Here is a 20,363-nt window from a genome sequence, read left to right on the forward strand (position 1 = left end):
TGCCATCAGAAGTAGCCCTCCTGCTTTTTCTTTTCCATGCTGGCGGAACTGTCGCTGTCGATGGCGCGGCCCTGGCGCTCCGAACTGCGCGAGGCGAGCAGCTCCATGATGATTTCGGCCACCGAGCCGGCCTGTGATTCCACCGCCCCGGTCAGCGGGTAGCAGCCGAGCGTGCGGAAGCGGATCGTGCGCGCCTCGATCTTCTCGTCCGGCAGCAGGCGCATGCGCGCATCGTCGACCAGCAGCAGCATGCCGTTGCGCTCGACCACCGGGCGCAGCCTGGCGAAGTACAGCGGCACCAGGGGAATGTCCTGCAGGTAGATGTATTGCCAGATGTCCAGCTCGGTCCAGTTGGACAGCGGAAACACACGGATGCTCTCGCCGCGGTGCTTGCGCGTGTTGTACAGGTTCCACAGCTCGGGGCGCTGCTGTTTCGGGTCCCACTGATGGCTCTGGGTGCGGAAGGAGAAGATCCGTTCCTTGGCCCGCGACTTCTCTTCGTCGCGCCGCGCACCGCCGAACACCAGGTCGAACTGGTACTTGTCCAGGGCCTGCTTGAGGCCTTCGGTCTTGGTGATGTCAGTGTGCAGGGCCGAGCCGTGGTCGAAGGGGTTGATGTCCTTGCTGATGGCGTCCGGGTTGACATGCACCAGCAGGTCCATGCCGCTCTCGCGCGCCATCAGGTCGCGGAACAGGTACATTTCCTGGAACTTCCAGCGGGTATCCACATGCAGTAGCGGGAACGGCGGCACGGAGGGCCAGAAGGCCTTGCGCGCCAGGTGCAGCATCACCGCGCTGTCCTTGCCCATGGAGTAGAGCATGCAGGGATTTTCCGACTCGGCGAGGGCCTCGCGGATGATCTGCAGGCTTTCCGCTTCCAGGCGCTTGAGGTGCGGCGTGAGTGGCCGCCGGGTGCCGGCCGCGGCGCTGCGAGTGCCGACGTCGAGCAGTGCCGGGTAGCCCAGCAGGCCCAGCTCGACCCGGTCTGGCGGGGTGGTCTGCCGGCACAGGCCGGTCAGTCGCCCGCTGGGGAAGATCACCAGGTCCTTGCCCAGATGCGCCTGCAGTTGCTGCAGGCCGTTCGCCAGTTGTGCCGCATCGAGGCTCACGTGGCCCAGCGGCAGCCAGTAGCGCGCGCCGCGTGCATCGTTGGCGTGGAGGAATGTCTGGCCGTCCGCGCTGCTGCTCAACTGGGCGAACAGCACCAGCTTGCGCTTGGCCCGGGCCCGTTCAATCTCCCAGGCCAGCACCGCCGGGGTCGGGGTACGACCCAGTTCGTCGGTCAGGCTTGCCGCGCTCAATTCCGCCGGCAGCAGCGCGAGTTCATGCAGGCGCCGCTCGGCGGTGCGCTTGGTGTCGGCTTGCGCGAGCTGCTGCAGGTGGACAAATGCCGACTGCGTATCCCATATCACGGGAGCGTCCAGTCCGAGGAGATCAGGGTTGGCCATGGCGTACCTTTGCTTGTCGCAATATGCGGTTATTTTTATATGGCGCCTAAAATACACCATTAGAGATGGGTTGCTTGCATAAAATCGGCTCAAATTACAGAATGCGACGAAATTTCCCTGGCGAGTACACCCTGATGCCCGCACGACTCCAGCATGCTTGACGGTAGCTACACCCTCGCGGGCGCCCTGACCGGGTTTGTCGTCGGCCTGACCGGGGTCGGCGGGGGTGCACTGATGATGCCGATCCTGTTGCTGCTCGGCGTGAACCCGATCACTGCAGTGGCGACCGACCTCTGGTTTGCCGCCCTGACCAAGCTGGTCGCGGCCGGCATTCACAGTCGCGCCGAACAGGTCGACTGGACCGTGGTCCGTCGCCTGTGGCTGGGCAGCCTGCCGCTGGCGCTGCTGATCGTGCTGCTGGTGAGTGCCGGCGCCAGCGTGCAGAAGGTCGACTGGCTGGGCCAGGCGATCGGCGGTGTGGTGCTGCTGACCGCCGCGGGCATGCTGCTGGCGCCATGGCTGCGGGCGCTGGCCACGCGCAGCCGGATCGGCAATCCGCGACAGTTCATGCGCTGGCAGCCGGCCATGACCGTGGTCGCCGGTGCCGTGCTGGGCCTGTGCGTGGCACTGACCTCGGTCGGCGCCGGAGCGCTGGGCAGCGTGATACTGCTGTACCTGTATCCGCTGCGCATGACCCCGCATCGGCTGGTGGCCACCGACATCATGCACGCCATCCCGCTGGCGCTGGTGGCCGGGCTGGGTTACCTGTTCGCCGGCCGGGTCGACGGCAACATGCTGCTCAGCCTGCTCGCCGGCTCGATTCCGGCGGTCATCGCCGGCAGCCTGCTGAGCCGCCGCCTAAATGGCCGCTGGCTGCAGGTGGCGCTGGCACTGGTGCTGCTGGCGGCCGGACTGAAAACCCTGGGCTGAGCGGCGACCGCCAGCCCGGGCGCGGTTGCTGCCTTAGCCGGCGTTCGGGGCGAGGGCCGCATCGACGATCTGCTGCGCCTCGGCCACCAGCCGTTGCAGATGCGCTTGGCCGATAAAACTCTCGGCGTAGATCTTGTAGATGTCCTCGGTGCCGGAGGGGCGCGCGGCGAACCAGCCGTTTTCAGTGATCACCTTCAGGCCGCCGATGGCTTCGTCGTTGCCCGGCGCGTGGCTGAGGATGCTCTGGATCGGTTCGCCGGCCAGTTCGGTCGAGCGCACCTGCTGCGGCGCCAGTTTGCCCAGCTGCTTTTTCTGCGCGGGTGTCGCCGCTGCATCAATGCGCGTGGAGACCGGCTCGCCGAGCTCCTGCACCAGCGCCTGATAACGTTCGCCCGGGTCGCGGCCGCTGACAGCGGTCATCTCCGCGGCCAGCAGGGCCGGGATCAAACCGTCCTTGTCGGTGCTCCACACCGTGCCGTCACGGCGCAGGAAGGAAGCGCCGGCGCTCTCTTCACCACCAAAGCCCAATGAACCATCAAACAGTCCGGCGGCAAAATACTTGAAGCCGACCGGCACTTCATACAGCCGCCGGCCGAGTTTACGGCTGACCCGGTCGATCAGCCCGCTGCTGACCACGGTCTTGCCAATCGCCGCATCGGCACGCCATTGCGGCCGCTGCTGGAACAGGTAGTCGATGGCCACCGCCAGGTAGTTGTTCGGCTGCATCAGACCCATCCCAGGGGTGACGATGCCATGGCGGTCGTGGTCTGGGTCGCAGGCGAAGGCCACCTGGTAGCGGTCCTTGAGGGCGATCAGGCCGTGCATCGCGTAAGCCGAGGAAGGGTCCATGCGCACCCGCCCGTCCCAGTCCAGGCTCATGAAGCGGAAAGTCGGATCGACCTGGGTGTTGACCACGTCCAGATCGAGCTTGTAATGCTCGGCAATCGCCGGCCAGTAACGCACGCCGGCACCGCCCAGCGGGTCGACGCCCAGGCGCAGGCCGGAAGCGGCAATCGCCTGCATGTCGATGACATTGCCCAGATCGCGCACATAACTGTTCAGGTAGTCATGCCGGTGCGTTGTTGCAGCGCGCAGCGCCTGGGCGTAGCCGATGCGCTTGATGCCCTGCAGGCCGGCGGCGAGCAGTTCATTGGCGCGGTTCTCGATCCAGCGGGTGATGTCGCTGTCGGCCGGCCCGCCGTTGGGCGGGTTGTACTTGAAGCCGCCGCTTTCCGGCGGATTGTGTGACGGGGTGATGACGATGCCGTCGGCCAGGCCGCTATTTTTATTACTGAAACTGCGCCCGCGGTTGTAGCAGAGGATGGCGTGGGAAACCGCCGGGGTCGGGGTGTATTCATCCTCCGCCGCCAGCATCACCTCGACGCCATTGGCCGCCAGCACTTCCAGCGCGCTGGCGCTGGCCGGGGTGGACAGCGCATGGGTGTCGATGCCGAGGAACAACGGGCCGTTGATGCCCTGCGCCTGGCGGTATTCGCAGATCGCCTGGCTGATGGCCAGCACATGCCCCTCATTGAAACCCAGATCAAACGAGCAACCACGATGGCCTGAAGTGCCGAAGGCTACCCGTTGGCTGCTGATCGCCGGATCCGGCTGGCCGGTGTAATAGGCACTGACCAGCAGCGGTACGTTGACCAGCATTGACGGCAAAACCTGAGTGCCTGCCAGCGGGTGGGTGTTACTCATGTTAGGGCTCCATTGCGATGATCGGTCTTTTAAGTCTATCTGCTTCAAGCTCGCAGAGCGTTGCTCAAGCTCAACCCGAAGTGATTGGTGTTGTGTGCAGTCTTGATTGTGTCGGTTGGGTCGGGCCTCGCAGGTTGAGCAAATGGAAGCCAAACAATCCGCTGCAGGTGCATGCGTTGGGCTTCACCGCTGCGCGCTTCAACTCAACCTACGGTTTGTTACTTTCTGTCGGGCATAAAAAAGCCGACCTTGTGGGCTGAGATGGTGAAGCAGTGGAAGCCGTGTGAGAAATCCACGGGGCCAACAACACCAGAAGGTAAAGCGAAGTCAGCAATGCGCGGCTACAAGGGCGGGCAGCGGTCATTAATGCGCGAACTGTCCAAGCTGCTGAAGGAACACCGTAACGCTCTAGAACAGATGAGCGAATGAGAGGCCGCGCACACAGAACTATTGCCCTGTGTCACTTGCCCGCGCTGCATACCTGCCATGCTTAACTTTCAGTTCTGCCGCCTAGCGGGAGGCTCTATGCTTTTGAACATTGGTGAGGGTATAACTTTCGATCACGATTAAGGTAGCGGTATGAAAATTCAACTTTGGACAGCAGCGATCAGCTTATTGGCAATTGCCAGCACTTCAAATGCAGGAGTAGATGAAGGCCTCGCCGCATTGGATAGAGGTGATTTCAAAACAGCCTTATCTGAGTTGCAGCCTTTTGCTGAGACAAGCGATGCAAGAGCGCAATTTTTGCTCGGGGCTATCTACGAGAATGGCTTTGGTGTTGAGCAGGACTTTAATAAAGCGGTTAAGTTTTATCAAAGAGGTGCTTGGCTTGGTGACGCTTCTGCACAAGCAAGTCTTGCACAAATGTATGCAAATGGCAGAGGTGTTGAGCAGGATAGCAAGGAAGCTGTTAAGTGGTTCCGCAAGGCCGCTGAGCAGGGAGTTGCTTGGGCGCAATACAACCTTGGTGTTCATTACGAGGTGGGTTTAGGGGTGCCTCAGGAATACTCAGAGGCAGCTAGGTGGTATCGGTTAGCCGCTGATCAGGGGTATGCGCGAGGGCAGTACCAATTAGGGACTATGTACTCAGCTGGCAGAGGTATTGAGCAAAACCAAAAAGAGGCGGCTAATTTGTTTCGAAAAGCTGCTGAGCAGGGTGATGCGAAAGCTCAGCGTATGCTTGGATTTTTATACGCCATGGGTGAAACAGTGCCGAAAAACTTTAGTGAAGCCTATGCGTGGTTTTCAGTTTCTGCAGCAAACGGCGAAAAGGAGGCGGTTATTGATCGAGATGATGCCGCCAAAAAGTTAGATGCTGCCGATCTCAAGAGTGCCCAGATTTCAGCTAAGCAATACTTCGAGAAGTACCAGCCGAAGAAATAACTGATGGCTTTCTACCATCAACATTGCAGGAAGTTCTTATAACTTAAGGAAAATGCAAAATGAGCAAAAAACTTGGATTTATCGGTTTACTATTGGCATTTACCGTTTGTATGGCTAATGCTGCCAAGCTCCCGTCATTTTATACTTTATCAACACCTGCCCAAAATAATGATTCGATATTCACTGCAAACTTTGCTCAAGGTTCCGAACCGCTACTTTTGGCTGCGACAACATGCTTTAAGTCTGGAGAACAAGTTAGCGGCATGAATAAAATCTGTTTCTACAACTGCATGGGTAGTCAGGCAGCGATAACTATTGGGGCTGTCGAAATATGCCCACTTAGCATTCAAAACTAGTCGCGGTAAGAATCGCGCCCGCATCAGCGACACTTACAAGCCCAGCCACCGTGCTGGGCTTTTTAATGCCTGAAAGAAGGTCACGCGAAAGATAAGTCTGGGGCTGGCTGTGGGGCTGGCGCTGTATCTGAGAGGTGCAGCCAATGGAATCAGTAGGTTGCCAATAAAAAAGCCGACCTTGTGGGCCGGCTTTCAGGTTTTGGTCTTGGCTTATTTTTGGTACGCCGCGACCGCTTTTACGATTTCAGCCTTGGCGGCATCAGCGCCGGCCCAGCCTTCAACTTTTACCCACTTGCCCTTCTCCAGATCCTTGTAGTTCTCGAAGAAGTGCTTGATCTGTTCCAGCAGCAGGGCTGGCAGGTCGGTGTATTCCTTGATGTCGACATACAGCTGGCTCAGCTTGTCGTGCGGCACGGCGATCAGCTTGGCGTCGCCGCCGGCTTCGTCGGTCATGTGCAGGACGCCGACCGGACGGGCGCGGATCACCGAGCCAGGCGCTACCGGGTAAGGCGTCACCACCAGCACGTCGAGCGGGTCACCGTCGTCGGCCAGGGTGTGCGGGATGAAGCCGTAGTTGGCCGGGTAGAACATCGGGGTGGCCATGAAGCGGTCGACGAACAGGCAGTCGGTGTCGTGATCGATTTCGTACTTGATCGGCGCGTGGTTGGCCGGGATTTCGATGGCGACGTAGATGTCGTTCGGCACGTCTTTGCCGGCCGGAACCTTGCTGTAGCTCATGGGGGATTACTCCGTAGATGCCGATCAAATCGGCCAGGGGCGCGAAAAGTGGACGCGATTATAGGCAGGTTGCGCGGGGAAGGCCACCTGACCATTGGTCTAAGGCGCTTAAAACTCCTGATGCCGATAACCCGGGTGTGCCTGCTGCAGGCGTTGCAGGCGCGCCAGCGGGTCTTGCCGGTAGAACAGCTGCAATTGCTGGTAAACCGCCGGGTAGGCGGCGTGCAGCAGGTCGGGCGCGCTGAAGAAGTACTCGCTGCAGACGGCGAAGAACTCGGCGGGGCTTTCCGCGGCATAGGGGTCGATCGGGCTGTGCTGGTGCGGGTGGCGGTCGAGCTGCTGGTTCAGGTGGTCGTAGGCGCCCTGCAGGGCCGCGGCCCAGTCGCTGCTGCGCATGTCGCGGTGCAGCGGCGGCTGGCCGTTGGCGTCGCCGTTGAGCATGTCCAGCTTGTGCGCCAGTTCGTGGATCACCAGGTTGTAGCCATCCCAGTGGCCGCTGGCCTGCACCCCCGGCCAGGCGAGAATGACCGGCCCCTGCTGCCAGGCTTCGCCGCTGTGCTCGGCCTCCCAGGTGTGCTCGACGCCGCTGGCGTCGCGATGGCGCTGCGGACTGAGGAAGTCGTCGGGGTAGAGCACCAGTTCGTGAAAGCCCTGGTACCAGTCGAGGTCGTCCAGCTGCAGCAGAGGCAGTTGCGCCTGTGCCGCCAGGCGCAGCCGCTCGTGCTTGCCTGGTTCGACTCCGGGCAGGCAGGTCAGGTGCTTGCCGTGAAGGAACAGCACACTGGCCTCGCACAGGCGCTGCAGGTCGTGTTCATTGAGGCCGTCGAGGATCGGCAACTGCCGGCACACCGCGGCCCACTCGGCGGGGCTGACCGGGTGGCGCTGGAGAATTCGCTGGCGGCGCCAGGCGCGAAACGACCACATGGGCAAGGCCGGAGGAGGAATGGGCTGCCGACGATAAACGCCTGCGCCGCTGCAGGCAATCGCCCGGCCTGCATGATAATCTGCGGCCAGTTTCGGGGCCGCTGCCGGCCCGCTTACGAGGACACCTCCAAGGTAAATCATGCATATCCATATTCTCGGCATCTGCGGCACCTTCATGGGCTCGCTGGCGGTGCTGGCGAAAGAGCTCGGCCATCGCGTGACCGGCTCCGACGCCAATGTCTACCCACCCATGAGCACTCAGCTGGAAGCGCAGGGTATTGAGCTGATGCAGGGCTACGCCCCCGAGCATATGCAGCCGGCACCTGATCTGGTGGTGATCGGCAATGCGCTGAGCCGCGGCAATCCGGCGGTGGAATATGTGCTCAATCAGGGCCTGCCCTATGTCTCCGGCCCACAGTGGCTGGCCGACCATGTGCTGCAGGGGCGCTGGGTACTGGCGGTGGCTGGCACCCATGGCAAGACCACCACCAGCAGCATGCTGGCCTGGGTGCTGGAGCATGCCGGCATGAGTCCGGGTTTCCTGATTGGTGGCGTGCCGCAGAATTTCGGTATTTCCGCACGCCTCGGTGGTACGCCGTTCTTCGTCGTTGAAGCAGATGAATACGACAGCGCGTTCTTCGACAAGCGCAGCAAGTTCGTGCATTACCGCCCGCGCACGGCGGTGCTGAACAACCTTGAGTTTGACCACGCGGATATCTTTCCTGACTTGGCGGCCATCGAGCGGCAGTTTCATCATCTGCTGCGCACCGTGCCGGGCGAAGGCCTGATCATTTATCCGCAGGCTGAAGAGGCGCTGCAGCGGGTGATCGGCATGGGCTGCTGGACACCGGTGCAGACCACCGGTGCCGGTGGACAGTGGCAGGCCCGTTTGCTCAGTGATGACGGCGCGCATTTTGCCGTGCTGTTCGATGGTGTCGAGCAGGGCGAAGTGCGCTGGAGCCTGACCGGCCAGCACAGCGTGGCCAATGCGCTGGTGACGCTGGCGGCAGCCCGGCATGTTGGTGTGGTGCCAGAGTTGGGCATCGCTGCGCTGAGCCAGTTCCACAGCGTCAAACGGCGCATGGAGAAGGTTGCCGAAGTGCGCGGCATCACCATCTATGACGATTTCGCCCATCACCCGACGGCGATCGCCACCACCCTCGACGGCCTGCGCAAGAATGTTGGCAAGGCACAGGTGATAGCCGTGATCGAGCCGCGCTCGAACTCGATGAAGCTTGGCGCGCACCGTCAGGGTCTGCCCGACTCGGTGGTCCAAGCCGACCGGGTGTTCTGGTACGCACCGGCCAACCTGGGCTGGGATCTGGCGGCTACGGTGGCCAGTTCGCCGGTGCCGACGCAGGTCTGCGAGTCGCTGGAGGCAATTATCGCCGGGGTCAAAGCCTATGCCGCAGAAGGTACGCAGGTAGTGATCATGAGCAATGGCGGCTTCGGCGGCCTGCATGGCAAGCTGGCCAAGGCTTTGGAAGCCTAAAAAGTAGAAATTCGCTCTCAATGCGTCGTGAGCGCAGGTTAGGCAAGGCGAAAACCTGCGAGAAAGCGCAGTTTACTGCGCGTAAATGAGCACTTTGAGCAGGTTTTCAACGCAGCATAACCAAGCGTAACAGCAGTGAGAGTGAATTAATGAGCGGTCCCGAACGCATTACCCTGGCCATGACCGGTGCCTCCGGCGCCCAGTACGGCCTGCGCCTGCTCGACTGCCTGGTGCAGGAAGACCGCGAGGTGCACTTTCTGATCTCCAAGGCGGCGCAACTGGTGATGGCCACCGAGACCGATGTGATCCTGCCGGGCAAGCCGCAGGCGATGCAGGCCTTTCTCAGTGAATACACCGGTGCGGCCGCCGGGCAGATCCGCGTGTTCGGCAAGGAAGACTGGATGGCGCCAGCGGCTTCCGGTTCCGGCGCACCGACCGCGATGGTGGTGGTGCCCTGTTCCACCGGCACGTTGTCGGCGATTGCCAGCGGTGCCTGCAACAACCTGATCGAGCGCGCCGCCGATGTGGCACTCAAGGAGCGCCGCCAGCTGATCCTGGTGCCGCGTGAATCACCGTTTTCCAGCATCCACCTGGAGAACATGCTCAAGCTGTCGAATCTGGGCGTGACTATCCTGCCGGCTTCACCGGGCTTCTATCACCAGCCGCAGACGATTGATGATCTGGTCGACTTCGTCGTCGCGCGCATCCTCAATTGCCTGAACATTCCACAGGACATGTTGCCGCGCTGGGGCGAGCATCACCTGGGTGCTGATGAGTAATAGCCGGCGCGCACTGTGTCTGCTGCTGGCGCTGAGCTGCAGCGGCTGCGCCACCGTCAACACGCTCAATTCGGACAAGGTCGACCCGCCGCTGGTGTATGCCGGCACCCGTCTGGACTGGTATGCGCTGCACGACGGCTGTTGCCCGCAGGAGCGCTTCGGCGCCCGGCCGCCGGCGTATCCGGGCATCGATCTGCCGTTCAGCCTGCTGCTCGATACCCTGCTGCTGCCGCTGTCACTGGCGGCGGCACTGGGCGTCAATCTGGTGGTCAGCGGCGGCAACTGAGCGCTGTCACGTCCGTGCGCCGACCCGTTGGGCTTCGCTGCGCTCAACCCAACCTACTGGCGAGTGCCGGGCATGGGTTTTGTAGGTTGGGTTGAGCAAAGCGAAGCCCAACACAATGCCCGCAAGCGATCTCAGCTGACCAGCAACCACGCACCGGCAGCCGCTGAACCGGCGGCTCCCAACCGGACGGCTGCTTGCGGCAGAAAACGGATCAGCGCGTAACCCAGTGCATGCAGGCTGCCGGTGGCCAGCAGGAAGCCGCAGGCATAGTTCCAGGCATTGCTCAGCACGGGCAGTTCCAGCCCGTGGGCTACGCCGTGGCTGAGGGCAAACACGGCCGTCAGGCTTGCCGCAACCAGTAGCCGCAGGCGTGCGGCAACCACCACCAGCAGGCTCAAGGCGAGCACCGATCCGGCAATTGCGGTTTCAGCGAAAGGCAGACTGATGCCGGCGAACCCAAGCAGTCCGCCGAGCAGCATGCTGCCCATAAAAGTCAGCGGCAGCACCCAGCGTGCATTGCCGCTTTGTTGTGCGGCCCACAAGCCAACGGCAAGCATGGCCAACAGATGATCAAGGCCGCCGAGTGGATGGCTGATACCGGCCAGCAGGCCGGCGTCGGGATGGCCGGGATGGGCGAAGGCCAGCGCCGGGGTGAGCAGCAGGGCAAGGGCGATCAGGCAGTTGCGCAGGGTCATGGCGTTTCTCCTCGTGACGGAACAGGTTCAGGCGGCGTTGAGCATGCCGTGACGTTCGATGAAGGCGATGATCTGGTCGAGGCCGAGACCGATCTTCTGGTTACTGAAGACGAAGGGTTTGTCGCCACGCATCTTCTTCGTGTCGCGCTCCATCACCTCCAGCGAGGCGCCGACCAGCGGCGCCAGATCGATCTTGTTGATCACCAGCAGGTCGGATTTGCAGATGCCCGGGCCGCCCTTGCGCGGCAGCTTGTCGCCAGCCGAAACGTCGATCACGTACAGGGTCAGGTCGGACAGTTCCGGGCTGAAGGTGGCCGACAGGTTGTCGCCGCCGGACTCGACGATGATCAGGTCCAGACCGGGAAAGCGTCGGTTGAGCTGGTCGACCGCCTCCAGATTGATCGAGGCGTCCTCGCGGATGGCAGTGTGCGGGCAGCCGCCGGTTTCCACGCCGATGATGCGGTCGGGCGTCAGCGCCTCGTTGCGCACCAGAAACTGGGCGTCTTCCTGTGTGTAGATGTCGTTGGTCACCACGGCGATGTTGTAGCGGTTGCGCAGCGCCTGACACAGCGCCAGCGTCAGCGCGGTCTTGCCGGAGCCGACCGGACCGCCAATGCCGACGCGCAGGGGATAGTTGTTCATGGGGGCTTTCCTTTGTTCATGAGCGAAACAGACGGCTGTACTGGCGCTCGTGCGCCATGCTGGCCAGGATCAGGCCGAAGGGCGCACTGCCCCAGTCGGCCTCGTTGATGGATTCAGCGTCGCGTTGCGCCTGATCCAGCAATGGCAGCAGCTCGGAGGTCAGGCGCTGGGCGGCTTGTTGGCCAAGCGGCAGGCTTTTCATCAGCACGGCCAGCTGGTTTTCCAGCCAGCTCCACAGCCAGGCGGCCAGTGCCTCGTTCGGGCGGATGCTCCATGCTTGTGCAGTCAGCGCCCAGACCAGCGGCAAGCCGGGTTCGTGCTGTTCAAGCAGGAGATTGCGCGCGTTGCTGTCCAGCTCCGGTAAGTCCCGCAGTAGCTGGCGCAGCGAATAGCCCATCTGCCGGCTTTCCAATGCCAGCTCGCGGGTTTCACGGCTGGCCCGGTGCAATGCGGCGAGGCGCGTCAGTTCGTTCCAGTCGGCTGCGGCGGCTGCGGTGCAGTGAGCCAGCAGCAAGGGGGCCTCAAAACGCGCCAAATTCAGTAGCAACTGGTCAGCCAGCCAGCGGCGTCCAGTGTCGACGTTATGCACCTGTTGCTGGTCGACGGCCAGCTCAAGCCCCTGCGAATAGCTGTAGCCGCCAATCGGTAGCTGCGGACTGGCCAGGCGCAGCAAGGCCCAGGCGTTGCTCACCGGCGCACCCCGAACTGGTGCAGGCGAGGAGCGTAGTTGAATTCGTCGCCGCCCTGATGCGAGTGGTGATGGCCGCCGCCGTAAGCACCGGCCTCCGGCTGGAACGGCGCTTCGATGGCTTCGACTCGCGCACCGAGCTGTTCGAGCATGGCCTGCAGCACGTAGTCCTCGGGCAGGCGCAGCCAGCCGTCACCGAGCTGCAGGGCGACATGCCGGTTGCCCAGATGGTAGGCCGCGCGCATCAGTTCGAACGGTGTGGTGCAGGTCACCTGCAGCAGATTTTCCGGCCGGGCAAACACCCGCACGATGCGTCCGTCTTTGGCCAGCAGGCAGTCACCTTCCGCCAGCGCCGGCTGGCCGCGTTCGAGAAACAGGCCGGTCTCTTCGCCGCTGGTGCTGAAACAGTGCAGCCGGCTCTTGCTGCGCGCCGCGTAGTCGAGCAGCAGTTCGGCGTCCCAGTTGTCTCGCGGGGCAATGCGTTGATGGATGACCAGCATGGTGAATGTCCGTGGTGTTGTGCCATGGACTACAGCAAGAGGCTTGCCAAACCGCATGTGCCAGCGTTGGGCTTCACCGCTGCGCGGTTCAACCGCAACCTACGGGGGTGTGCGGGCTTGGCTTGTGTAGGTTGGGTTGAGCGCAGCGAAGCCCAACAAGGCGGTGCAAAACCCTGCAGGGTGGCTTTGTTTTGGTGCTGTTACACGATGGTAGAGTCTTTAATGGTGCAGCCGCGAAGGTTGCGCGAAAAAGAAGAAATGCCGTTCAATTGCCCGCATTGCAAGTGCAGGTTTAGTCCTTCGTGGCGGACTCTCAGGCTCAGCCGTAGCGTTTCTTCGCCTCGATCGCCAACCCGCTGCCGATACTGCCAAACAGATTGCCTTCGACCAGTCGTGCCTGCGGCAGCATGGCCGCAATGCTTTGCCGCAGTGCCGGAATGGAACTGGAGCCGCCGGTGAAGAACAGCGTATCCACTTGTCCGGCGCTGATGCCTGCGTCTTCCAGCAGCTGACTGACGCTGGCGCGGATGCGCTCCAGCAGCGGCTCGATGGCGTTGTCGAACAGTGTCCGGCTGAGATCGGCACGCAGCTCTGCTTCGATCCGGCCAAGGTCGATGGTCTGCTGTTCTGTGTGCGTGAGGTCGATCTTGGCGGCTTCCATCTGTATCGCCAGCCAGTGCCCGGCACGTTGCTCGATCAGGCGTAGCAGGCGGTCGATGCCGGTGTCATCGAGGATGTCATAACGCATGTTCTGCAGCGCCAGCTGGCTCTTCTGCGCATACACGGCGTTGATGGTGTGCCAGGTGGCGAGGTTGAGGTGGTAGCTGGTCGGCATCATGGCGCCGCTTTTCATCCGGCTGCCCCAGCCGAACAGCGGCATGACGCCATGCAGGCTGAGCTGCTTGTCGAAATCGGTACCGCCAATATGCACGCCGCCGGTGGCGAGGATGTCGGCCTGACGGTCGGCCACTTCCCTGCGCTCAGGGGCCAGTCGCACCAGCGAGAAATCCGAAGTGCCGCCGCCGATGTCGACGATCAGCACCAGTTCTTCGCGCTCAATCGTGCGCTCGTAGTCGAAGGCGGCAGCGATGGGTTCGTACTGAAACGACACCTCTTTGAAACCAAGCTTGTGCGCCACTTCGATCAGGGTGTCCTGCGCCACCTGATCGGCTTTCGCGTCATCGTCGACAAAGAACACCGGGCGGCCCAGCACCACCTGTTCGAACTCGCGGCCGGCGCTGGCTTCGGCGCGCGCTTTGAGCTGACCGATGAACAGGCGCAACAATTCCTTGAACGGCATGGCGCTGCCAAGCACGGTGGTTTCGCTCTTGAGCAGGCTGGAACCGAGCAGGCTTTTCAGCGAGCGCATCAGCCGGCCTTCGTAACCTTCCAGGTATTCGTGCAGCGCCAGGCGACCGTACACCGGCCGGCGTTCCTCGATATTGAAAAACACCACCGAGGGCAGCGTGAGGCTGTCGTCTTCCAGCGCGATCAGCGGTTCGCTGTCCGGCCGCCACCAGCCGACGGTGGAGTTGGACGTACCGAAGTCGATGCCCAGGGCATTGGCGGGTTGCGTGAAGTTCATGGCGCACAGTGTCTGGAAAAAACGGCCGCGCAGTGTACGCGAATTGGCCCTGTAATGTGCCTGGCTGGTGCTCGGCAAACACACTTGCAAAACTACCGGCAAGCGCCCATACCTGAACAGGTGACGCGTGCTTGTGCGAGGCAGTTATGGCCGGTGGCTGGACAACCGATGGGGCGGTGCAGGAACAGATCGACAGCAGTCTGGAGGACGCCATTGCGCGCGCCCGAAGCCAGCTGCCGACGGGCGATAGCCTGACCCATTGCGAAGCCTGCGATGCGCCGATTCCCGAGGCGCGGCGGGCGGCGATCAGGGGGGTGCGCTTGTGTGTCGCCTGTCAGTCCGAGCGCGATCGGCAGCAGTCGGCAGCCGCGGGTTACAACCGGCGTGGCAGCAAGGACAGTCAGTTACGCTGAGCACCCACAGACATGATCCAAAGCAATGCACAGGACAGCAGCCGGACCGAGACTATCCGGTAATGCCACTTCGCGTATCAGCAAAGGTGATGCGATGGACTTCAAGGATTACTACAAGATTCTCGGCGTAGAGCCGGGTGCGGATGACGCGACGATCAAGGCCGCCTACCGCAAGCTGGCGCGCAAGTATCACCCCGACGTGAGCAAGGAAAAGGACGCCGAAAACCAGTTCAAGGAAGTCGCCGAAGCCTACGAGGTGCTCAAGACTGCGGAGAAGCGCGCCGAATACGACGAGCTGCGCAAGTACGCCGAGCAGGGTCGTCCCTTTGAGCCGCCACCGGGCTGGCAGCCGCGAGGTGCATCAGGCCATGGCGCAGACTTTGGTGAGTCCGGTCGTGACTTTTCCGATTTCTTCGAGTCCATCTTTGGCGCCGCCGACCGTTCGCACCGGGGGCAGGGCCGTGGCCATGCGCGGCGCGGGCAGGATGTGGAGATGGTCTTGCCGGTGCTGCTCGAGGAAACCCTGCAGGAGGAAGCCAAACAGGTATCCCTGCAGATACCGCAGTACAGCGCCGACGGCCAGCCGATGCCGGCGCAGAGCAAAACACTGGGGGTGAAGATTCCGCCCGGTGTCAGCGAGGGCGAACGTATCCGCCTCAAGGGGCAGGGGTTGCCCGGGATTGGTGGCGCGCCGAGCGGTGACCTGTATCTGGTGATCAAGCTGGTGCCGCATCCGTTGTTCGATGTCGAGGCACATAACCTCATCCTGACTGTGCCGTTGACCCCCTGGGAGGCGGCGCTGGGCAGCAAGATCACGGTGCCAACCCTGACCGGCAAGATTCACCTGACCGTTCCTGCCAACACGCAAAGCGGTCAGCGCCTGCGTATCAAGGGCAAGGGGCTGGTCAACAAACTGGGCGAGCATGGCGACCTGTATGCCCTGTTCAAGATCGTCAATCCGGCCAGCAGTGACGAGAAAACCCGCGGGCTGTGGGCGCAACTGGCCGAGCAGGCCGCCTTCGATCCGCGGGCCGAGTGGAGTCAGCGCAAATGACCAGCAGCCTGATCGTGCAATTGAGTCTTCACGAGTTCTGCCAGCGCGCCGAGCTGCCAGAGCAATCCCTGCTGGAGCTCGTCGAGCACGGCATCATCGAACCCAGCGGCCCTGCTCCCGAGCAATGGCTGTTTGATGCCGGTGCGCTGGCCATCGCCAGACGCGCGCTGCGCCTGCAGCGCGAACTGGAGATCGAATGGGCGGGTGTCGCGCTGGCCCTGCAACTGCTTGATGAGCTGGAGCAGCTGCGTGCCGAAAACACCCTGCTGCGCCGCCGCTTGAGTCGCTTCGAGGAATAAATCTGCCCCTGTTGGGCTTCGGCGCTACGCGCCTCAACCGCAACCTACGGTGTGTGCCGGGTTTGGCTTATGTAGGTTGGGTTGAGCGCAGCGAAGCCCAACAATCCACGCGCAGGTGCTCCCATTGGGCTTCATCGTTGCACGGCTCAACCACAACCTACGAGGGATGTGCGGGTTTGGTGAGACCCGTGTAGGTTGGGTTGAGCGCAGCGAAGCCCAACAGTCCCGGCGCAAGTGCTCCCGTTGGGCTTCGGCGCCAAACGCCTCAACCACAACCTACATGGTCTTGTGCTGTTCAAGTGCTACCAACCCAATCAGCCGGCAGCAATCCCTCTCGCACATACCGGTGAATCGACGAATAGGGCCAGTCGCCCGGCCGCAGGGCGTAGCCGTGTTTGACCGGGTTGTAATGGATGTAATCGGTATGTCGCTGCAGGTCATCTTCATCGCGGATGCAATGCTCCCAATAACGCCGCTGCCAGATGCCGCGCTCGCGTTTGAGATGGCGTGACAGGCTGATGCTTTCACTGCTGCTGATCTGCCGGCTGAAAGTGGATTTGAGCAGCGCCCAGCGGGTCGGGTAGTCCTGATCGCCGGCGGGCAGTTGCCAGATGCAGTGCAGGTGATCGGGCAGCACCACCATTGCCTTGATCTCGAATGGATGTGTAGTGCGCACCGCGCGCAGGACTTGTCGCAACGTATCTATATGTTCGGTCAGTAAAGATTGAGAGCGATCGGCCAGGGTGGCCGTGAAAAAGTAGGTGCCACCTGGCACCCAGACGCGACGGTAGCGCATGTTCACCATCCTTGGTGAGTGAAGTATGTTGCCAGTGTAGATGCGCGTTTGGCATTGCGGGCAGCAGGGTGGGTGAGTTGTTGCAAATGTTGGGCTTCGGCGCTGTGCGCCTCAACCGCAACCTACGGTGTGTGCCGGGCTTGGCTTGTGTAGGTTGGGTTGAGCGCAGCGAAGCCCAACAAGCGGTGCTTAAGTCCCCCACAAACGCTGCCTAAAACAAAAAATAACGCTGCGCCATAGGCAGCACATCAGCCGGCTCGCACCACAGCAACTGACCGTCGGCCTTGACCTGATAGTTCTGCGGATCGACCTCGATGCCCGGCAGGTAGCCATTGTGGATCAGGTCGGTTTTCTGCACGGTGCGACAGCCTTTGACCACGCCGATCTGCTTCTGCAAGCCGAGTTGCTGCGGTACCCCGGCGTCGAAGGCGGCCTGGCTGATAAAAGTGATGCTGGTGGCGTGGCGCATGCCGGCGTAGCTGCCGAACATGGGTCGGTAGTGCACCGGTTGCGGCGTGGGGATCGAGGCGTTGGCATCGCCCATCAGGCTCGCAGCAATCGCCCCGCCTTTGAGAATCAGCGTTGGCTTCACGCCGAAAAAGGCCGGGCGCCAGAGCACCAGGTCGGCCCATTTGCCCACTTCAATCGAACCGACTTCGTGGCTGATGCCGTGGGTGATCGCCGGGTTGATGGTGTACTTGGCGAGGTAGCGCTTGACGCGGAAATTGTCGTTGCCTGGTGCGTCTTCGGGCAGCGGTCCGCGCTGCTGTTTCATTTTGTCAGCGGTCTGCCAGGTACGGATGATCACTTCGCCGACGCGGCCCATGGCCTGGCTGTCGGAGCTGATCATGCTGAAGGCGCCCAGGTCATGCAGGATGTCCTCGGCGGCGATGGTCTCGCGGCGGATGCGTGATTCGGCGAAGGCCACATCTTCGGCGATGCTCGGGTCGAGGTGGTGACAGACCATCAGCATGTCCAGATGTTCGTCGATGGTGTTCTTGGTGAACGGCCGGGTTGGGTTGGTTGAGCTGGGCAGCACGTTGGGAAAACCGCAGGCCTTGATGATGTCCGGTGCATGGCCGCCGCCAGCACCCTCGGTGTGGTAAGTGTGGATGGTGCGGCCCTTGAAGGCAGCTAGCGTGGTCTCGACGAAACCGGATTCGTTAAGGGTGTCGGTGTGGATCGCCACCTGCACATCGTAGTCATCGGCGACGCTCAGGCAGTTGTCGATCGCCGCCGGTGTGGTGCCCCAGTCCTCGTGCAGCTTGAGGCCGATGGCGCCGGCTTTCACTTGTTCGATCAGCGGTTCGGGCAGCGAGACGTTGCCCTTGCCGGTGAAGCCGATGTTCATCGGGAAGGCGTCGGCGGCCTTGAGCATCATCGCCATGTGCCACGGCCCCGGGGTCACGGTGGTGGCATAGGTGCCGGTGGCCGGGCCCGTGCCGCCGCCGATCATGGTGGTGGTGCCGCTCATCAAGGCTTCTTCGATCTGCTGCGGGCAGATGAAATGGATATGGGTGTCGACGCCGCCGGCGGTGAGGATCATGCCTTCGCCGGCGATGACTTCGGTGGCGCCGCCAATGGCGATGCTCACGCCAGGCTGGATGTCGGGGTTGCCGGCCTTGCCGATGGCGGCGATGCGCCCGCCCTTCAAGCCAACATCGGCCTTGACGATGCCCCAGTGGTCGATGATCAGCGCGTTGGTGATCACCGTATCGACTACATCCGCGGCGCACAGCTGGCTCTGGCCCATGCCGTCACGGATGACCTTGCCGCCGCCGAATTTCACTTCGTCACCGTAAACAGTGAAATCCTTTTCCACCTCAATCCACAGGTTGGTGTCAGCCAGGCGCAGCTTGTCGCCGACGGTGGGGCCGAACATGTCGGCGTAGGCTTGGCGGGAGATTTTCATGTGTTTGTCTCGCGTAGGGTGGATGGCCGTAGCCATCCACCGGTCAAGGTCACGGTGGAAATGCCTTTGGCGATTTCCACCCTACGAAAAAGGCGAACCGTCAGAGCTCGCCCATCACCCGCCCGGCAAAACCGAACACGCGGCGCCCACCGGCGAGGTCCACCAGTTCGACCTCCCGCGACTGCCCCGGCTCGAAGCGCACGGCGGTGCCGGCGGCGATATTCAGGCGCATGCCTCGTGCAGCTGTCCGATCAAACAGCAGCGCGTCGTTGGTTTCGAAGAAGTGGAAGTGCGAACCGACCTGGATCGGCCGGTCGCCGCTGTTGGCCACGGTCAGCCTCAGGGTGCGCCTGCCGGCGTTGAGCTCGATCTCGCCGTCCTGAATCAGGTATTCACCGGGAATCATGGCGCGCTCCTCAGGCAATCGGTTGGTGGACGGTGACCAGCTTGGTGCCGTCGGGGAAGGTGGCTTCGACCTGGATATCCGGGATCATTTCCGGCACGCCTTCCATGACCTGTTCGCGGGTCAGCAGGGTGGTGCCGTAATGCATCAGTTCGGCGACCGTTTGGCCATCACGAGCGCCTTCGAGCAGGGCGGCGGAGATCAGCGCGATGGCTTCCGGGTAGTTCAGTTTCAGGCCGCGGGCCAAGCGTCGTTCGGCGACCAGGCCGGCGGTGAAGATCAGCAGCTTGTCTTTTTCGCGTGGACTCAGATCCATCGAGTTGCTCCAGTCGTTCTGGCGGATGCGCTGCATCGCCGGTGTTCATTGTGATGTGCCGCGTAGGGTGGCTGTCGCTGTTCACATCCACCGGTTTGTGGTGGAAAACGCTTCGCGGTTTCCACCCTACGTATCGATCATCAGGTGTTCCAGATTCGTGGTGAAACAGCCTCCCGCCCGAGCAAAGCGGGGCGCAGCAAATGCCAGAGTTCGATCAGCCAGGCGCGGGCGTGCAGCGCTTCGCTGGCCAGACAGCGGGCCACCAGCAGGCCGGAAAGTTGGGTGAGATCACCACGCACCGGTGTGATCAGTTCGCGGCAGCGTTCGAGCAGCTCGGCACCGATTTCACCGGTGATCAGCAGGGTGGCGAATACCGGTTGGCCGCACAGGCCGATGGGCGAGTCGAGCAGGCCGTCGCTACCGCAGATGCGTTGACGTTCGTGCCAGAGCAAGTGGCCGTCACGCAGTATTTCCAGACGCGAGCGGAATTCGCCGCTGTCGAAGCGCTCGCCGCTGGCCGGTCGGCCGAGCGCAACCATGTCCCAGTAGCACAGGCGGGCGTCGCCCTGCAGCTGGATGCGCGTACTCAGCTGCGCCTGCGCACCGGCGTAGACAATGGTTTCCTGCGGCAGCCATTCCAGTGTGGCGCCGGTCGCGACCTGCAGTTCGAGCTGCTGATAGGCCAGGCCATTGGCGCAGTACCACTTGGCCGCGCCGGGGCTGGTCAGTTGTGCCCAGGCCTGTTCACCGATGCTGGCGCTGATGTTCAGCCGATCCCCGCCGGCAATGCCGCCGGGCGGGTGCACGATGATGTGCTGGCAGACCTGTGGTCCTTCCGCATACAGGTGTTTTTGTACACGCAACGGGCCCTGATGGCGGCGCAGCACCGGGCGTGTGCTGTCAGCAAAACGGCCATAAGCCAGCTCCAGCTCGGCATGCCAGCTGGGGGTGAACAGGGCGGAGGGCAGGGGGGCGTTCATGGGTGTGGATAACGTTGGGCTTCGGCGCGTTGCACCTCAA

24 protein-coding genes are annotated in these 20,363 nt (G+C 62.2%); 10 read left to right on the forward strand and 14 right to left on the reverse strand.

Features of this window, described 5'->3' with window-relative positions:
• Window positions 1–5: 5 nt before the first annotated feature.
• Entirely contained in the window at window positions 6–1,448 is a 1,443-nt protein-coding gene (gene cysD / locus ISX93_RS13155) for a sulfate adenylyltransferase subunit CysD (RefSeq protein WP_195779186.1), read from the reverse strand.
• A gap of 153 nt (window positions 1,449–1,601) precedes the next feature.
• Here cysD and ISX93_RS13160 point away from each other — a divergent pair, with 153 nt between their 5' ends.
• Window positions 1,602–2,378 (forward strand): sulfite exporter TauE/SafE family protein, encoded by a 777-nt coding sequence (locus ISX93_RS13160; RefSeq protein ID WP_195779187.1) that lies wholly within the window; start codon window positions 1,602–1,604, stop codon window positions 2,376–2,378.
• Window positions 2,379–2,411: 33 nt separating this feature from the next.
• On the opposite strand, the gene pgm is transcribed toward ISX93_RS13160, so the two are convergent.
• Window positions 2,412–4,082: a phosphoglucomutase (alpha-D-glucose-1,6-bisphosphate-dependent) gene (gene pgm, locus ISX93_RS13165; RefSeq protein WP_195779188.1), complete on the reverse strand. Its 1,671-nt coding sequence runs from the start codon at window positions 4,080–4,082 to the stop codon at window positions 2,412–2,414.
• A gap of 171 nt (window positions 4,083–4,253) precedes the next feature.
• Between pgm and ISX93_RS13170 the strand changes: the two genes are divergently transcribed.
• From ISX93_RS13170 to ISX93_RS13180, 3 genes are all read left to right on the forward strand, one after another.
• Window positions 4,254–4,511, forward strand: a complete 258-nt coding sequence (locus ISX93_RS13170; protein WP_195779189.1) for a hypothetical protein — start codon at window positions 4,254–4,256, stop codon at window positions 4,509–4,511.
• Window positions 4,512–4,661: 150 nt separating this feature from the next.
• Window positions 4,662–5,465: a tetratricopeptide repeat protein gene (locus ISX93_RS13175; RefSeq protein WP_195779190.1), complete on the forward strand. Its 804-nt coding sequence runs from the start codon at window positions 4,662–4,664 to the stop codon at window positions 5,463–5,465.
• Between the two features lie 59 nt (window positions 5,466–5,524).
• Entirely contained in the window at window positions 5,525–5,821 is a 297-nt protein-coding gene (locus ISX93_RS13180; protein ID WP_195779191.1) for a hypothetical protein, read from the forward strand.
• A gap of 210 nt (window positions 5,822–6,031) precedes the next feature.
• Here the strand turns inward: ISX93_RS13180 and ppa are convergent, their stop codons facing one another.
• Together ppa and ISX93_RS13190 are read right to left on the reverse strand one after the other, a co-directional pair.
• Window positions 6,032–6,559 carry an inorganic diphosphatase gene (gene ppa, locus ISX93_RS13185; RefSeq protein ID WP_195779192.1) on the reverse strand — a complete coding sequence of 176 codons (528 nt, stop codon included), beginning with the start codon at window positions 6,557–6,559 and terminating at the stop codon, window positions 6,032–6,034.
• Window positions 6,560–6,667: 108 nt separating this feature from the next.
• Entirely contained in the window at window positions 6,668–7,483 is an 816-nt protein-coding gene (locus tag ISX93_RS13190; RefSeq protein ID WP_195779193.1) for a zinc-dependent peptidase, read from the reverse strand.
• A gap of 139 nt (window positions 7,484–7,622) precedes the next feature.
• On the opposite strand from ISX93_RS13190, the gene mpl reads away from it, so the two are divergent.
• The 3 genes from mpl to ISX93_RS13205 all read left to right on the forward strand — a co-directional run bounded on the left by mpl (window position 7,623) and on the right by ISX93_RS13205 (window position 10,040).
• Window positions 7,623–8,975 (forward strand): UDP-N-acetylmuramate:L-alanyl-gamma-D-glutamyl-meso-diaminopimelate ligase, encoded by a 1,353-nt coding sequence (mpl, locus tag ISX93_RS13195; protein WP_195779194.1) that lies wholly within the window; start codon window positions 7,623–7,625, stop codon window positions 8,973–8,975.
• A 149-nt stretch (window positions 8,976–9,124) separates the two neighbouring features.
• Entirely contained in the window at window positions 9,125–9,754 is a 630-nt protein-coding gene (gene ubiX / locus ISX93_RS13200; RefSeq protein ID WP_195779195.1) for a flavin prenyltransferase UbiX, read from the forward strand.
• On the forward strand, window positions 9,747–10,040 hold the full coding sequence (locus tag ISX93_RS13205) for a YceK/YidQ family lipoprotein (protein WP_195779196.1): 294 nt from the start codon (window positions 9,747–9,749) through the stop codon (window positions 10,038–10,040). The genes ubiX and ISX93_RS13205 overlap by 8 nt, the downstream gene beginning before the upstream one ends.
• Before the next feature lie 131 nt (window positions 10,041–10,171).
• Here the strand turns inward: ISX93_RS13205 and ISX93_RS13210 are convergent, their stop codons facing one another.
• The 5 genes from ISX93_RS13210 to ISX93_RS13230 form a co-directional block, all read right to left on the reverse strand.
• Window positions 10,172–10,735 (reverse strand): HupE/UreJ family protein, encoded by a 564-nt coding sequence (locus tag ISX93_RS13210; protein ID WP_195779197.1) that lies wholly within the window; start codon window positions 10,733–10,735, stop codon window positions 10,172–10,174.
• A gap of 27 nt (window positions 10,736–10,762) precedes the next feature.
• Complete coding sequence (gene ureG, locus ISX93_RS13215) at window positions 10,763–11,377, reverse strand: urease accessory protein UreG (protein ID WP_195779198.1); 615 nt, start codon at window positions 11,375–11,377, stop codon at window positions 10,763–10,765.
• Window positions 11,378–11,393: 16 nt separating this feature from the next.
• Window positions 11,394–12,068: an urease accessory protein UreF gene (locus tag ISX93_RS13220; protein ID WP_195779199.1), complete on the reverse strand. Its 675-nt coding sequence runs from the start codon at window positions 12,066–12,068 to the stop codon at window positions 11,394–11,396.
• On the reverse strand, window positions 12,065–12,565 hold the full coding sequence (ureE, locus tag ISX93_RS13225) for an urease accessory protein UreE (protein ID WP_195779200.1): 501 nt from the start codon (window positions 12,563–12,565) through the stop codon (window positions 12,065–12,067). Before ureE ends, ISX93_RS13220 begins: the two co-directional genes overlap by 4 nt.
• Before the next feature lie 319 nt (window positions 12,566–12,884).
• A complete protein-coding gene (locus ISX93_RS13230; protein ID WP_195779201.1) occupies window positions 12,885–14,150 on the reverse strand; it encodes an Hsp70 family protein in 1,266 nt (421 codons plus the stop codon).
• A gap of 146 nt (window positions 14,151–14,296) precedes the next feature.
• Between ISX93_RS13230 and ISX93_RS13235 the strand changes: the two genes are divergently transcribed.
• From ISX93_RS13235 to ISX93_RS13245, 3 genes are all read left to right on the forward strand, one after another.
• Entirely contained in the window at window positions 14,297–14,563 is a 267-nt protein-coding gene (locus tag ISX93_RS13235; protein WP_195779247.1) for a DksA/TraR family C4-type zinc finger protein, read from the forward strand.
• Window positions 14,564–14,657: 94 nt separating this feature from the next.
• Complete coding sequence (gene cbpA / locus ISX93_RS13240) at window positions 14,658–15,617, forward strand: curved DNA-binding protein (RefSeq protein ID WP_195779202.1); 960 nt, start codon at window positions 14,658–14,660, stop codon at window positions 15,615–15,617.
• Window positions 15,614–15,916, forward strand: a complete 303-nt coding sequence (locus ISX93_RS13245; protein ID WP_195779203.1) for a chaperone modulator CbpM — start codon at window positions 15,614–15,616, stop codon at window positions 15,914–15,916. Before cbpA ends, ISX93_RS13245 begins: the two co-directional genes overlap by 4 nt.
• A 295-nt stretch (window positions 15,917–16,211) precedes the next feature.
• Here the strand turns inward: ISX93_RS13245 and ISX93_RS13250 are convergent, their stop codons facing one another.
• The 5 genes from ISX93_RS13250 to ISX93_RS13270 form a co-directional block, all read right to left on the reverse strand.
• Window positions 16,212–16,712 carry an REP-associated tyrosine transposase gene (locus ISX93_RS13250; RefSeq protein ID WP_195779204.1) on the reverse strand — a complete coding sequence of 167 codons (501 nt, stop codon included), beginning with the start codon at window positions 16,710–16,712 and terminating at the stop codon, window positions 16,212–16,214.
• A 211-nt stretch (window positions 16,713–16,923) separates the two neighbouring features.
• Window positions 16,924–18,624, reverse strand: a complete 1,701-nt coding sequence (gene ureC, locus ISX93_RS13255) for an urease subunit alpha (RefSeq protein WP_195779205.1) — start codon at window positions 18,622–18,624, stop codon at window positions 16,924–16,926.
• Window positions 18,625–18,724: 100 nt separating this feature from the next.
• The gene (locus tag ISX93_RS13260) at window positions 18,725–19,030 is read right to left on the reverse strand and encodes an urease subunit beta (RefSeq protein WP_195779206.1); all 306 of its coding nucleotides are present in this window, start codon (window positions 19,028–19,030) and stop codon (window positions 18,725–18,727) included.
• A 10-nt stretch (window positions 19,031–19,040) separates the two neighbouring features.
• Window positions 19,041–19,343: an urease subunit gamma gene (locus tag ISX93_RS13265; protein ID WP_195779248.1), complete on the reverse strand. Its 303-nt coding sequence runs from the start codon at window positions 19,341–19,343 to the stop codon at window positions 19,041–19,043.
• Window positions 19,344–19,483: 140 nt separating this feature from the next.
• Window positions 19,484–20,323: an urease accessory protein UreD gene (locus tag ISX93_RS13270; protein ID WP_195779207.1), complete on the reverse strand. Its 840-nt coding sequence runs from the start codon at window positions 20,321–20,323 to the stop codon at window positions 19,484–19,486.
• Window positions 20,324–20,363 lie beyond the last annotated feature (40 nt).

The sequence above is a fragment of the Pseudomonas sp. N040 genome (genome assembly GCF_015637705.1).
Taxonomy (GTDB): domain Bacteria; phylum Pseudomonadota; class Gammaproteobacteria; order Pseudomonadales; family Pseudomonadaceae; genus Aquipseudomonas.